Annotated in this window: 15 protein-coding genes and 1 pseudogene; 4 read left to right on the top strand and 12 right to left on the bottom strand. The window is 61.2% G+C overall.

Annotated elements, in window-relative coordinates; genetic code table 11:
• The first annotated feature begins 273 nt into the window (after window positions 1-273).
• From NLY44_RS13865 to NLY44_RS13845, 4 genes are all read left to right on the top strand, one after another.
• Window positions 274-1,101, top strand: coding sequence for a transporter substrate-binding domain-containing protein (locus tag NLY44_RS13865; RefSeq protein ID WP_023691453.1), 828 nt, complete (start codon window positions 274-276; stop codon window positions 1,099-1,101).
• Window positions 1,102-1,245: 144 nt separating this feature from the next.
• Window positions 1,246-2,526, top strand: a complete 1,281-nt coding sequence (locus tag NLY44_RS13860) for an NAD(P)/FAD-dependent oxidoreductase (RefSeq protein ID WP_023804813.1) — start codon at window positions 1,246-1,248, stop codon at window positions 2,524-2,526.
• Window positions 2,527-2,545: 19 nt separating this feature from the next.
• Window positions 2,546-3,517, top strand: coding sequence for an amino acid ABC transporter permease (locus NLY44_RS13855; RefSeq protein ID WP_023687785.1), 972 nt, complete (start codon window positions 2,546-2,548; stop codon window positions 3,515-3,517).
• Between the two features lie 623 nt (window positions 3,518-4,140).
• Window positions 4,141-4,704: a sigma-70 family RNA polymerase sigma factor gene (locus NLY44_RS13845; protein WP_023667968.1), complete on the top strand. Its 564-nt coding sequence runs from the start codon at window positions 4,141-4,143 to the stop codon at window positions 4,702-4,704.
• Here the strand turns inward: NLY44_RS13845 and NLY44_RS13840 are convergent, their stop codons facing one another.
• From NLY44_RS13840 to NLY44_RS13785, 12 genes and pseudogenes are all read right to left on the bottom strand, one after another.
• Window positions 4,705-4,881 carry a hypothetical protein gene (locus tag NLY44_RS13840; RefSeq protein WP_023667969.1) on the bottom strand — a complete coding sequence of 59 codons (177 nt, stop codon included), beginning with the start codon at window positions 4,879-4,881 and terminating at the stop codon, window positions 4,705-4,707.
• Between the two features lie 141 nt (window positions 4,882-5,022).
• The gene (locus tag NLY44_RS13835; protein ID WP_031196937.1) at window positions 5,023-5,241 is read right to left on the bottom strand and encodes a hypothetical protein; all 219 of its coding nucleotides are present in this window, start codon (window positions 5,239-5,241) and stop codon (window positions 5,023-5,025) included.
• A gap of 73 nt (window positions 5,242-5,314) precedes the next feature.
• Entirely contained in the window at window positions 5,315-6,217 is a 903-nt protein-coding gene (locus tag NLY44_RS13830) for a class I SAM-dependent methyltransferase (protein WP_023691450.1), read from the bottom strand.
• A gap of 4 nt (window positions 6,218-6,221) precedes the next feature.
• On the bottom strand, window positions 6,222-7,199 hold the full coding sequence (locus NLY44_RS13825; RefSeq protein ID WP_245262552.1) for a GNAT family N-acetyltransferase: 978 nt from the start codon (window positions 7,197-7,199) through the stop codon (window positions 6,222-6,224).
• An 8-nt stretch (window positions 7,200-7,207) separates the two neighbouring features.
• Window positions 7,208-7,579: a glycosyltransferase gene (locus NLY44_RS13820; RefSeq protein ID WP_286457439.1), complete on the bottom strand. Its 372-nt coding sequence runs from the start codon at window positions 7,577-7,579 to the stop codon at window positions 7,208-7,210.
• Window positions 7,580-7,845: 266 nt separating this feature from the next.
• Window positions 7,846-8,187, bottom strand: a pseudogene (locus NLY44_RS13815) (glycosyltransferase family 4 protein); the annotation flags it as partial.
• 183 nt (window positions 8,188-8,370) lie between these two features.
• Window positions 8,371-9,303, bottom strand: a complete 933-nt coding sequence (locus NLY44_RS13810) for a glycoside hydrolase 5 family protein (protein ID WP_023687790.1) — start codon at window positions 9,301-9,303, stop codon at window positions 8,371-8,373.
• Window positions 9,296-10,057 carry a TIGR04290 family methyltransferase gene (locus NLY44_RS13805; protein WP_023667975.1) on the bottom strand — a complete coding sequence of 254 codons (762 nt, stop codon included), beginning with the start codon at window positions 10,055-10,057 and terminating at the stop codon, window positions 9,296-9,298. The genes NLY44_RS13810 and NLY44_RS13805 overlap by 8 nt, the downstream gene beginning before the upstream one ends.
• Before the next feature lie 3 nt (window positions 10,058-10,060).
• Window positions 10,061-10,864, bottom strand: a complete 804-nt coding sequence (locus NLY44_RS13800; protein ID WP_023667976.1) for a sugar phosphate nucleotidyltransferase — start codon at window positions 10,862-10,864, stop codon at window positions 10,061-10,063.
• Entirely contained in the window at window positions 10,864-11,964 is a 1,101-nt protein-coding gene (locus NLY44_RS13795; RefSeq protein WP_023667977.1) for a CgeB family protein, read from the bottom strand. Before NLY44_RS13795 ends, NLY44_RS13800 begins: the two co-directional genes overlap by 1 nt.
• Window positions 11,965-11,978: 14 nt before the next feature.
• On the bottom strand, window positions 11,979-12,575 hold the full coding sequence (locus NLY44_RS13790) for a histidine phosphatase family protein (protein ID WP_023667978.1): 597 nt from the start codon (window positions 12,573-12,575) through the stop codon (window positions 11,979-11,981).
• A complete protein-coding gene (locus NLY44_RS13785; protein ID WP_031201443.1) occupies window positions 12,572-13,675 on the bottom strand; it encodes an inositol-3-phosphate synthase in 1,104 nt (367 codons plus the stop codon). The genes NLY44_RS13790 and NLY44_RS13785 overlap by 4 nt, the downstream gene beginning before the upstream one ends.
• Between the last annotated feature and the right edge of the window lie 50 nt (window positions 13,676-13,725).

Genomic DNA, 13,725 nt, shown 5'->3' with positions numbered 1-13,725 from the left:
CTGGCAATGATGTGATAGGTTGAAGTAGATCTTCGTTTCCTCTGTCTTGAAAGTCACGCGCATCACATCAAACGCGGGTTCCGCCGCACCGTGCGGGTGCCGATGCTTTGCGCCCCCGGAGGACAACTGGCTACTTGAAAAAGGACTTGATCCCCTCGTCGATATGTGTGCTGATATGAGATCGATCTCATGCCGCGCTCTCAATTGCTGTTTCTCTACGGGAGCGCGCTCTGGGAAGCATATGTCTGAATGACGATGAAGAGGGAGGTTCAAGTGAGGAAATTGATCGCGTGGCTGGCCTTGGCCACTACCACGCTCGCGTTCGCGTCTGCGGCCTCGGCGGGTGAAACCATCAACCGGGTTACCTCGAAGAAGGCAATGGTGGTCGCCACAAACAGCGGTTGGCCGCCGCAGAGTTTCCTCGACGACAGCAATCAGTTGGTCGGCTTCGACATAGATGTCTCGAAAGAGATCGCAAGGCGCCTCGGTGTCGAGGTCAGTTTCGATACGCCGGACTGGGCGACGATGACGGGCGGCCATTGGCAGGGACGTTACGATCTGGGTGTCGGCTCGGTGACGCCGACCAAAGCGCGCGCCAAGGTGATCGATTTCGAAGGCATCTATTATTATAGCCCCTACGTTTACGTGGTTCACAAGGACAGCCCGGCCAAATCGGTCGCCGACCTGAACGGCAAGATCATCGGCGTCGAGACCGCCACCACGTCGGAGGATTTCATCCGTAGACAACTCGAGATCGATGCTCCCGGCCTGCCGCCCATCGAATACAAGCTGGAGCCCGGTGAGATCAGGACTTTCGCTGACTCAATGCTGCCGTTCGACGATTTGAGGCTCGGCGACGGCGTGCGCCTCAACGCGGTCATCGCACCAGAACAGACGGCTCAGAACGCGATAAAGAACGGCTACCCGTTGCGTGTCCTGGAAGGCGGCTATGCCTTCCGTGAGCCACTGGTGGTGATCGCGGAAAAAGGTGATGCCGAGTGGAATGCCAAGATCGGCGGCATTCTCGACGAGATGAAGAAGGACGGTACCCTCGCGAAACTGACCACCAAGTGGTACGGCAAGGATTACAGCTCTGACTGAGAGGCATCGTGGATAAAGCTTGAGCGGGGTGCATTCAATTGAACATCCCGCTCCATCTGTTTTGTTTCAGCCGCATTTCCACGACACCGGGCGGCTCCGCCTGCCTGCAAAATGCTCTAGTGCCGCCACCTCATCATATTGATCATGACATGTCCTGACACATATTACCGACGCACGCTTGCCGACAACACCATCAGACCGCCGCTGAGCGGCGTTTCCGAGTGCGAGACAGTCGTTGTCGGCGGCGGACTGGCCGGCCTGACGACGGCGTTGCAGCTGGCTCGCGCCGGCCAGCAGGTCGTCGTGCTTGAGGCGCAGCGGATAGGATTCGGCGCTTCCGGTCGCAATGGCGGCTTCGTTAATCCCGGTTTCGCCACCGGCACCGACAACATCGCCGCGATGGCCGGCGTCGACGCGGCACAAAAACTGCACCGCCTGTCCATCGAAGGCGTCGACATCGTGCGGCAGACGATCCGCGATCTCGACGTCAAGGCGGCAGAGCCGCGCTCCGGTATATTGAGCGTGCTTCGCCACGATGGCGGCGCCGTGCTCAAGGCATATGCCGAGCAACTGGCGCGGGATTTCGACTACCGGCTCGACTATCTCGATCGCGACCAGGTGCGAGCGGTGCTGCATTCGGATCGCTACCACCAAGGCCTGCGCGATCCCAGCGCCTTCCACATGCATCCGCTTAACTATCTGCGCGCCGTTGCTGGCGAGATCGAGCGGCTGGGCGGCAGGATATACGAGAGAACGGCTGCCGTTGAAGCCAACCTTGACGGCGCCGAAAAGATCTTGCGTACCGACAGCGGCGAAGTGCGCGCCCGCCAGGCCGTAGTTGCCACCGGCGGATATACGGGCCCACTGGTCGGCCTGCTGCAGCGGGCATTCCTGCCTATCGCCACTTACGTTATGGTGAGCGAGGAGGCGCCTGACCTCATCGCCAAGGCGATTACGACGACCGACGCCGTCGGCGATAACCGTCGCGCAGGCGATTATTACCGTGTTGTCGAAGGCGGCAGGCGGCTGCTCTGGGGAGGGCGCATTACCACCCGGGCAGCCTCATCGGGCGTGTTGGCGAGGCAATTGCGCCGTGAGATGGTCACCACTTATCCGCAGCTCGAACACCTCAAGACCGAACTCGCCTGGTCCGGGCTCATGTCTTATGCCCGGCACATGATGCCCCAGATAGGCCCGTTGCAGCCGGGCGTCTGGTACCTCACGGCTTTTGGTGGCCATGGCATCAACACCACGGCGATCGCCGGCAAGTTGATCGCCGAAGCCATACTGGGACAATCGGACCGTTACCGGCTGTTTGCACCATTCGGCCTTGCCTGGGCGGGCGGCCCGGCTGGACTTGCAGTTGCGCAACTCACCTACTGGAAGCTGCAGGCGCAGGATTGGTGGCGCGAGCGGGCCCGCTGACCGCAGGGAGATCGAAGACGTGATCGGCCGACTATTGCTCAACCACCCGGACGCGGCGCGCCGCGTTGGCGTGTTCTTCGTGCTCGCCGCCATCGCCGCCGGCCTGTATGGGCTCGGCATCAAAGCCAGTTGGCTCGGCAAGCTCGTTCCGGGGTCGGTCGAGTGGCTCGCCGCCAACCCGGACGTCGGGCGGGCGGTCTCGGCGGTGCTGATCGCATTGATCTTGGTGGCGAACTGGAACGCGCTGCGGTATCTCAGCCGCAAACAGCAGATTGTGGCAGTTTGGATAGAGCTGTTCGTGTTGCTAATGTTGTTTTTCTATTCCTTCGACCTGTCCTTCGCGTTCATCGCCAAGAAGATCGGCTTCCTCGTCTCGAAGGGTGTGGTGACGACCCTCTACATTTCGGCCATTTCGATCGCCATCGCCACCCTCATCGCCTTCGTTGGCGCCATCGCCAAACTTTCCCGCAACGGCGTGGTCTATGGCTTGGCGACCTTCTATACCTCTCTGTTTCGTGGCTTGCCGTTGCTGATGCAGATCTACATCATCTATCTCGGCCTGCCGCAGATTGGCTACGTGATCGGCGCCGTGCCGGCTGGCATCATGGCGCTGTCGCTCTGCTACGGCGCGTACATGACCGAGATCTTCCGGGCCGGCATCGAAAGCATCTCGCGCGGCCAGACCGAGGGTGCTACGGCACTCGGCCTTAGCGCTAACCAGACGATGTTCCTGGTCATCCTGCCGCAGGCGATGCGCGTCATCGTGCCGCCGACCGGCAACCAGTTCATTGCGATGCTGAAGGATTCTTCGCTGGTCTCGGTGGTCGGGGTCTGGGAGATCATGTATCTCGCACGCACGCAGGGCCAGACCGAGTTCCGCCACATCGAGATGCTCATCACCGCCTCGATGATCTATTGGCTGCTCTCGATGGGGCTCGAGTTCCTTCAGTCGCGGATCGAGGACCGGTTCGGGCGCTCACTCAAGCGCTGATCGTCATCCGTGATCTTCGCCAAAGCGAGTTGCACAGCACCGCAACAGCCAGCTTCGGAGAGCAGCTGCAGATTGTACGCGACAGCATGCCGTTCGGCGACGTCGTGAGGGGTGAATCAACCCGGTATTTCATCGGCTTAGCCCGATCGGAGGGCAGAATAGAGCAAGTGCTGGACGAGCATGTTCGTTGGCCGACCGCCCGGCAACTACGACCGATTGCTGGATTTCACCCGCGCCAATAAGTTAACAAAATTAATGACTCTAACATGTCTCCGGCCAACCATTATCGCTATGTATCGATGGTAGCCGAGTTCGCCACGTGGTTCGCCAATAGGTTTGTCAGCAGTGGTTTGCGCGTTACCAGCCGCACGACTCGGTCCATGCCCTGCACAGCCAAACGCACCGGCGAGACTTCCCGGGAATGAAGCTCGGCATGGTGTTTCGTTCCTTTGAAGTGGGCGTGGTTGGGGGAAGACCGTAGTCGGCGTGTTCGCGCCCGGTGGAATTTTCGAAGAGTTGTTTCCAACGGCGGGAACGAACCAAACTTCCATGCATTTAGCTCTGGCTTCGTTCATTCACTCTTTCTTCTGGGAGCTGGACCATTGTCATCCGGAGGCTATCTCTTGGCCGACCAACAAACCAATGACGTTTCCATCGTTGATCTGATACCTGCCCTGCGGGCTTTCGCGCGCACCTTCTGCCGCGTTCCAGACGATGCCGACGATCTGGTGCAGGAAACGTTGACCAAAGGGCTCGCCAACATCGACAAGTTCGAACCTGGTACACGCATGAAGTCGTGGCTCTTCACCATCATGCGCAACACCTACTACACCCGGATCAAGATCGCTGCACGGGAAGCGCCAGGCCTTCTCGACTGCGCGTCTTCGAGACCGATTTCGGAAGCTACCCAGGAATGGACCGTTCAGAGCAAGGAAGTTCACGGCGCCATCCAAAAGCTGCCCGAACATCAGCGCGAGGTGCTGATGCTGATCGGCGTTTTAGGAGTGGGCTACGAGGAAACCGCCGAAATCTGCGGCTGCGCGGTAGGGACGGTCAAGAGCCGGCTGAACCGTGCCCGCGCCAACATCCTTGAGCTACTCGGGGAGAGCTCGTTGCAGACATTGATAGAAAGGCGAAATCAGCTGTCGGATGGTCAGCTCGATATAGAGGTCGACAGCCGCAGATAATCAGCTCTTCACGTCTCGCCGACGCTTCTCGACGAGAGCATTTTGCAATTGGATCGCCAGCTTGGATAGGCGGTCTGGTATCTTTTCCTGCTCTATGGCGGCCAGCAGGGAAGCAATCTCCTGATCCACTGCCATCTCGACAAGCAGATCCGTGGTATCGTCGCTCGAATGAGACATCACGTTCTCTTGATAGCATCCCTAGATCCAAGTCTGATGATGAGCGCTCGGCACTACAAGGCGTTGTCGACCGCCGAGAGGCTCACCGGCGGCCCTTGCACAGTTTTCCTCCGTGCCGCGGCAAGACGCGGCGCGGTGGCGTCAGTCCTTCAGCAACCGGTTTGCGGCGTGATCCTGAAATTGATCGGACTTGCTTCGATTGCCGTCCAGCCCGCGCTCTCGGCTATGTTGCTTCCTGTCGCGGTTGGACAAAACCGCGTTTTCTTCGATCTTGTCCTTGTCCAAGGTGGTCATTGCGCCGGCGCCGGCACCTTTGCCTTGGCTGCCTTGGCCGAAATGCTTTTTGCCGCCGGATGCCATGATCTCCTCCTTCGAATCCAGGACACCGATCGGTGCCGACGCCCGAACCGGCATCGCGCTGTAATGTTCCGTCTCACCCAGCAAGCAGGAAGGCGTCGCCATCCCATGACCCAAACGGCTTCTCGCCGTCGATGACGACCCGCAATTGGTGAGCTTGCGCAAGACGGCCGATGTCGGCCCGGTCCAAAGAAAGCGATCCGCGATAAGAATAGTTGAGCAATGCGAGCCGGCCCGGCCGTTTGAGAACGCGCGCAATTTCATCGAAAAGCCGCTCAGCCATGCCGGCCAGGACCAGGTAGGGAAAGCTGTCGACCGCCAACACGCAATCGAAACTGTCGTCGTCGAAGTCGGCCAGATCGAGACCGGAGGTTTGGCGCAGTTCGACATTGCCGAGCGCTGCGCATTGCTCGGAGGCGATAGAGATCATCCGCGATGATATGTCGATGCCGACCATCCGCTTGAAGGAATTGGACAGCGCGCGCTCGAAACGTCCGATGCCGCAACCGATGTCGAGAATGTCTCGTTCAATTCCGGTGAATTCTCGCGCCTCGAGCCATTCAACGATTTCGTCGGTCATGGCTGTCAGCCGCTCGTCATCGCCAAGGGATCCTAACTGGACACTTGCGGCTGTCGAAATTGCTGCCGCGGCATCAAAACTCGAGGCCAGCCGCGTGACGACGGCAATATCCGTCTCGCCGTTACCGCGTTCATGCCGAACGGCGCCGCCTGTCGCTCGCAAAGTGGCAAGGACGCCCGGTCTGTGGCGCAGCAGTCCAGCGACCTTTCGCAGTCTTTCAGCATCGCCGGTATCCGCCGGACGGACTTTCAGCACGAACTCCGCCAATTCCGCCGCTTCAATTGTGGGCGGCAGGTGAAGCGCCAGCCTGACGAGAACAGCTTCGGCGCAGGCACCATCGGCCATGCAATCTTCGACCGCCCGTCTGACCGATGTCCGGCGCTGCGCGTGCACACTCATGACATCAACTCCGCGTCCAGATCCTCCGCATCGTCCACCTGTCAACGGCGCCCCAGCCGTATTTGTAGGCCTCCTGGCCGCGCAGGAAGTCGAACTCGCGCGCATCCTCGCGGATCGACTCCGCGATCGCGTGGCCGATCAGGATCGCCCCTGGGCTCTCCTCGGCATAAGCAGGATCGAGGCCGCCGAGATAGGCATAGGCGCGGCCGCGGTGGTGAAATCCGTAATAGGCGGCGACAGTCGTGCCATCGATCGCGAGCAACCAGCATCGGACCAGACCGTGAGCATCGAGCAAGGGAAGTGAAAGCCCATGGAAGTGCTGCACGGCGGGGTTGGCCAATACACCACCTCCATGTCCAACCCAGCGTGCATGGTGCAGGCGGATCAATTGGTTCAGGAAGTTCTGATCGCCCCGGGCTGACGCCAACGCGAGCCGGCCGCGTCTGGACGCCGCTTGGCGCGCCCGGCGCAACTGGCGCCTGCGCCGAGCGGGAACGCAGCCGGCCAACGTGTCGTCGCCGGCAACAGCAAGCACGGGGCAGGCTGCATGAATTACCGGCCTCTCGACCGTTAAACCGGGATGCGCGATCGTAAGACCGGCACTGTTTTGCGGCAGATCAGACAATATCCATTGTGACCACCCGACCGAGCAGATCGTTTCGGCAATTGTGGACACGACCGCCGCCTCGATATCCCGGACAGCCAGGATGTCCAGATAATCGCTGAGCGAAATACCGACCGGAAGCAGCTTCGAACCGGCCGTTCCATGCTCGAGATAGAGTGGCGCCAGCCCGACCAGATCGCCGCCACGCCAGACCGCGACTGTCGCCAGTTCACCGGGTGCGAATGCGCGCCACCATGGCACCAGCCAGGCGGGGGATTGGAACGGCGTCGCACAGGAACTCTGCTCCCACAGTTTCCACCAGTGCGGCGTCAAGGCATCGAATTTTACGGGGTCATCGATGATTTCACTGCGCAACACTGCTTTTCTCACGGTGCCGCAGCGAAGCGCCGGCAATCTGTGCCAAGTTGTGCCAGCGCCTGATAGGCAGCCATATACGACGAGATCATCCGTTCCAGCGAAAACCGCCGTCGCGCCTCCACCCGGCACGCCTCGGCGTCCAGGCTGGGCGCCGCAAGAATGGCTTGGGCCATCTCGTCGACTGTATTGACGAGAAAGCCCGTCCTGCCGTGCTCGATTACATCCGCAAGCGCACCATTCGGGAATGCGACCACCGGGGTACCGCAGGCGAGGGCCTCCATGGCGACAAGCGAGCTTGTCTCGGCGGCGAGGCTTGGAATGACCAGACAGCGGGCTGCGTTGAGAAAGCGCCTCTTGGCGTTAAAACCGAGCGGGCCCAAGAAGCTGCGGCGAGCATCAAGACGGGATTGGACCTCGTCGCGAAAGTAGCGCGTATGTGTTTCGTAGGGTAGACCTTGCCGCCGATGACCAGGGGCACGCCCGCCTGTTTGGCCGCGTCCAGGGCCAGGTGAATGCCCTTTTCCGGGCAGACCCGGCTGAGAACCAGGGCAAAGTCTCGCTTCGGCTGCACCAGGCTCAGTGCTTCGATGTCAACGCCGTTGGGAATCGGCGCCACCAGTCTGGCCCCTGGTGGCGCCGTTTGCTGCTGGGTGGGCGAGACCGCATGGAGCCACAGGTCGTCGCGCGTCGGTCGCAGAGCCTCGGCCGGATACCAGTCCAAGGGCAGGTGGAGGCTCACCAGGGTCGGACCATCGTCGGGCAGATAGGCATGAAAATCGATGCCGTGCAGATGAACCACATCGATCGGCCATCGGGCGCGGGCAGCGGCGATCGCTTTGCGATGAGCCTGCTGCGCGCGGCTCTTCGCCGCCTCGTCGAGCACGCCGTTTTCAGCCGGCATTTCCACAAGGGTACCGCTCGCGCTGGAGCCGCGGCAGCCAATGACGATAGAGCGGTGGCCGGCGCGAACCAGCGCCCGATCGAGCATCGACAGAACCTGTTCGGCACCGCCGACAGCATCGGGTCCGACGGGTGCGAGAGGGTAGGCGACATTGAGGACAGTGAGCGCCGCGGCTGGTTGGGCCTCGGTCCCGTACGCCGCACCACCTGTCGATGGTGCCGCTAATTCGTCCAATGTGTCGGGCGTCTGATGCATCGGTAGCATGACATTTCACGCTGCCGAGGCCCGCCGCGTCGGGAGCGAATTGGACGCCATGCCGGGCGCATAGCGGCGGATCATGGTTGCGCAGAATTCCGCGAACTCCTCCGGCACCAGTGGCGGGCTGGTGTGGTGGGGCATCATTCCCCGATGCTCCGGTGTAAAACAAAAGGTGACCGTCACGTCGAAATCGGCGAGTGCCTCCATCTGCCGGTCGAACCAGTCCAGCGCGTTCGGTCGGAAGCTGTCTGCCCAGGAAAGCCCCGTGCGCATATTGGTGACGCCCAGCCGCTTCATCCAGGCGACAGCATCGTCCAGCCGGGGGTCCTCGAAATGAAACCACTGCACCAGCCCCATTGCGGGCGAGTAGCGCAGGAACTCCTCCAGCGCTGGTTTTGGCGTGCCGTCCTGGCGCAGCAGCCCCATGTGGAAATGTCGATAGTAAGAAGAGCCCTCCGCCTCGCGATGCCGCGTCGTTGCTTCCCATTCGCGCGGAAGATCGTAGAGGCTGTACCACTGGATACGTGGTGCGTTGCCAATCAGCAACTCGGCGGTGCGCTTGAGCCCCCAGACCTGGATCTCTTCCGCGCCGAAGGTCGATACGCCGACTTCGCTGACCCAGATGGGAAGGTTGGTGACGGTCGCGATCTCGCCGATCTTCTGTGGCCATTCGTGGATCTGCCACAGGTTCCAGTCGAGCGGAAAGCCGTGCACGGCGACGGCATCGACATGGTCCAGCACGCCGAATTCCTTCATGCGGGTGATAAAGCCCGGATCTATCGGCGAGATGCCACCGAGTACTTTCGTCAAAGACGGGTTCTCCGACGCGATTGCGTCAGCCGACAAGATCGCCATCCTGGCAAAGCGGCTCCAATCGGGATCGAGCTCTGGGTCCCAATGCGATTTGTTGTTGGGCTCGTTCCAGATCATGGCGGCTTCAATCATGGAGCTGTCCTTTCGAGGGGTAGATGGCGCCGCCGCCGGCCGGGTCCCCGGCTGCGCGGCAGAAATAGACCTCCTGCTCGGGGTGCAGAACGATCTCGAAACCGGCGCTGCGCAGCATCGCTTCGGTGCAGGCGCGGTTTGGAATCCACCAGTTGGTGGGATCGTCGGCATAGCGGTGCTCGATAAAATGCAGCTTGGGAAACTGCGGCTGGTCGAACAGGTCATGCGTCCAGAAATGATAGTTTTCTTCCAACTCGGGCAGATCCGCGCTGCCGCGCTGCATGGACTGGAAGATCATCAGGTCACGGGCGACATGTTCGCGGATCAGGTCGAGCGCGAGCAAGGGGTGGCGCAAATGGTAAAGCACCCCCATGAACAGCACGACATCGAACGTCTCGCGCAGCGAGCCGACGTCGTAGACCGAAAGCTTCTGGAATTCGATCTCGCAATCGGCAACCTCGGCGGCAAAGCGAGCCTGCGCCAGGTAGGCGTCATCGAAATCGATGCCGAGGACACGGTCAGCACCTCGCCGTTTCATCTCGATGGAGTAAAATCCTGCATTGCAGCCGATATCGAGTACGGCCTTGCCCCTCAGATCAGCGGGAATGGCATTGGCAAATTTGCGCCATTTGATCAGCGGGTAGTTGCCCAGAAAATGGTTGGGAGCGGTTTGGACGCCGGCAAGTTCCATGTTGTGGAACCATGGGCCGAGCGCATCGATGCGGCGGCGGATTTCGGCATGGGAATGCAGCATGGCTCAGGCTCCTTCGCCAGGAACGACGGGTACATGCGACTGCGCGCCGGGCATGATCATGGTGGGCCGGCGCTGCGCGGATGAGGCGTCGTTTTCAAGCAACCGCAGAGCTGTTCGATAGCCGTTGAAAGTGCCGACATCGACATAGTCCGACCCAGCCCTGACACCAAAAGCTGTACCGCCGGCCGCAATATAGGCGTTGACCAAAGTGCCGATATATTCGTCACTGCGCTCGCGCTCACGCCAGAGTGCCGCAAGCTGATGCAGGATATGGCCCGGCATCTTGAACGCACCCCAGACCCAGTTCGTGGCGGCATCCTGTCGCTTGACCTGGATTTCGATCACGCGCTCGTGGACGTCGGTGACGACGGCGTCGAAGAATTCCGGCTGATCCACCGGGAAAAGCAGAAATGAGAGCTGATCGTCGGGCAAATGGCGGAAACCGTCCTCGGGAAACCAGATCGTATCGGGAAGGCCGACCAGGACGACCTCGTCGGGCGCGACGAGGGGCGCCGCCCGGAAGATCGCATCGCACAGACCGACGGGGTTCGGCTGCACCACGAAGAGAGCCGCCGCGTCACCGTAGCCGGCGGCGTAGTATTCAAGGATGTCGGATTTGCCCGATCCGATGATGAAGCAAATCTTGTCGACGCCGGCCTGCACCATGCGCCGTACCAGATACTCGCTCACGGCGCATGGACGCTCGGTCTGTCCATCGATCCGGCTACCGACCGGCAGCAGCTCTTTCGAGAAGCCGAGCGGCTGAATGCGGCTGCCGCGCCCGGCAGCGGGTACGATGCCCAACATCAGACCGCTTCCCTCATCGGTTCGCCGGGAGATCTTTGAAAGGCCTCGTTCAGGATGCGATCCAGTTCCGCCGCGCGCCGTGCCGAAGTGTGTTCGCCCAAGACCCGGTCGCGGGCACGCCTTCGAATGCCGTCGAGCTCGCGCTCCGGCAATCGCAATGCGGCGACCACATCATCGGTGTCATGCGCCAACAAGATTTCGCGGCCGGGTTCGAAAAATTCGGTCAGGCCCGGCCATGCATCGGTGACGATGGCAGCCCCACACGCGGCCGCTTCGAAGAGCCGTCCCGACGGGCACCAGCCCTTTTGCGCCATCGCCTCCCGGGTGACGTTCAGTGTCAGGCGAGATGATGAGAAGAAAGCCGGATGGTCGGCTGGCGGAAGATGCCTGACAAAGAAGATGTTGTCGCTCCATGGGAATTCCTGCGGATATTGCGCGCCGCCAATGATGAAACGGTGGTCAGGCAGGCGCGCGGCCGGGCGGACCAGCAGCTTTTCGACGCCGGCCTGGCGATCCGCCGCGTAAGTTCCGAGATAGGACAGATCACCGGCGAATTCGGCCCGCTTCTCTGCCGGCCGGTGTTGGTCGGGATCGACATGCCCATAGAGCGGCACCACGTGACGCGCGCCCAAAACCGACTTAAGCGCCTCGATCGCAGAGCCGCCGGTGTAACTCAAAACGAGGTCGAAATCGGCGAGACCCTCAGGTCCGAAATAGGGCGGACGCTCGCCTTGCTCGATGCGGGCAAGCGTGACCGGAGTGTCGAGATCGTAGAAGACACGCAATCCGCGACCTGTCTGCTGCGCCAGCCGCGAGGCCTCCACGGCGTCGGCACAGTAGGAAGTGACGACGACGACATCCGCTTGCTTCATTGCCCGCTCCGCAACGCGACGGATGTCCTCCCAGTCCGGATAAATGACGACGTTGCCGCCATCGAGCCGATCGAGATCACGCGTCCCGGCATAGTAGGGGGTATCGCGTTCGAAGAAGGTGATGGACCATCCCAGCCGACCCAGGGCGCGGATCAGACCGCGCCAGAGCGTGGCATGGCCGTTGCCCCATGATGATGTAACGGTGAGACCGAAAATGACCATCTGCATCCGGAAAGTCCTCGTCAGGCAGCTTCGTTCATTCGCAGGAGCTTGGAGCCCCAGTCACCCGACACGATCGTCGTGATCGAGGCTGGATCGATGTCGAAGCGGAAGCAGTCGCCGACCGGCAAGCCAAGCACCTTGCAGACGGCGGCCTTGATGACGTCGGCGTGGCTGACCAGGGCGACACACTGGTTCGGATGCCGCTCGCGCACTGCGTTCATCAGTGCGACGATCCGCTCCTGCACATCCAGCATGGTCTCGCCGCTCGGTGTCCTGGCCTCCTGCCGCTGGTCGTTCCACGCCCGCCAACCGGCATCGCCATTCAACTCGTCGAAGGTCTTTCCCGACCAATCGCCGAAATCGATCTCGTCGAGTTCGGCGCAGATCGCGATTTCACCGACGCCGCAGGCAAGCGCGATCGGCACGGCCGTCTCTTGCGTACGCTCACGCGGGCTGCACAAGATGGCTTCAATCGGCTCCCGGGCCATGCGGCCACCAAGATGCGCGGCCTGCGCCTTCCCAGCCTCGCCAAGGCAAACGCCATCCATCCGTCCTGCAAGATAGGAGCCGACATTGTCGTGCGCTGCATGACGGATCAAAAAGAACGTTGTCGTCATTCCGCGGCATCCAGCAAAGGCTCGTCCTTGCCGGCGATGAAGGCGAGCGTGCGCTGCCGCGCTTCGGCGTCGGTGAACTGTTCGGGAGGCGACTTCATGAAATAGCTGCAGGGACCGGTCAGTGCTCCCGCTATGCCGCGATCGAGCGCAAGCTTGGCGCAGCGTATCGCATCGATCACCACGCCGGCTGAATTTGGAGAATCCCAGACTTCCAGCTTGAGCTCGGCGTTGAGCGGCACGCCGCCGAAGGTCGTCCCTTCCACTCGGATATAGGCCCATTTGCGATCAGTCAGCCACGGTACGTGGTCGCTGGGTCCGACATGAATATTGCCCGGCTCCAGGGGAACATCGAACTGGCTGGCCACGGACTGGGTCTTGGAAATTTTCTTTGATTCCAGCCGCTCGCGTTCCAGCATGTTGAGGAAGTCGGTGTTGCCGCCGAAATTCAGCTGATAAGTGCGATCGATGCGCACGCCGCGCTCGCGGAAGAGATTGGCCAGCAGGCGGTGAACGATGGTCGCCCCGACCTGGCTCTTGACATCATCGCCGACCAGCGGCAGCCCTCGCTGCTCGAAGCGCCGGCGCCATTCCGGACGTGAGGCGATGAAAACGGGTATGCAGTTGACGAAGGCGCAGCCGGCCTCAAGCGCGCATTCGGCGTAGAAGCGCGTCGCCTCCTCGGAGCCCACCGGCAGGTAAGAGACCAGCACGTCGGCGCCGCTGTTGCGCAGGATTTCGCTGACGTCGGCAACCGGCTCCGGCGCCTCCTCGATTTCGTCGCGCAAGTATTTTCCGATGCCGTCAAGTGTCGGTCCGCGCTCGACGCGAACGCCGTTTGCCGCCGCATCGGCAAAGCGGAACGTGTTGTTCGGGGCGGCGTAGATTGCTTCAGCGACGTCGAGGCCAACCTTGCTCCTGGCGACGTCGAATGCGCAGACAATCTCGATGTCGTCGACATGGTAACCGCCGAGGTCGGCATGCATCAGCCCTGGGATTGGTTCGTTGCTTTTTGCGTGACGATAATAGGAGAGGCCCTGCACCAGGGAGGATGCGCAATTGCCGACCCCGACGATACCGACACGAACCTTTTTCGATCCCACGAAACTGCCGCCCTATGCTGTTCAAAGGTAAGTTCCTGCCGCCGAACCAC

Source organism: Mesorhizobium sp. C089B (assembly GCF_030323125.1).
In the GTDB taxonomy this organism is placed as follows: domain Bacteria; phylum Pseudomonadota; class Alphaproteobacteria; order Rhizobiales; family Rhizobiaceae; genus Mesorhizobium.
The sequence above is the reverse complement of the archived record's forward strand: the minus strand, read 5'-3'. Positions and strand labels throughout refer to the sequence as shown.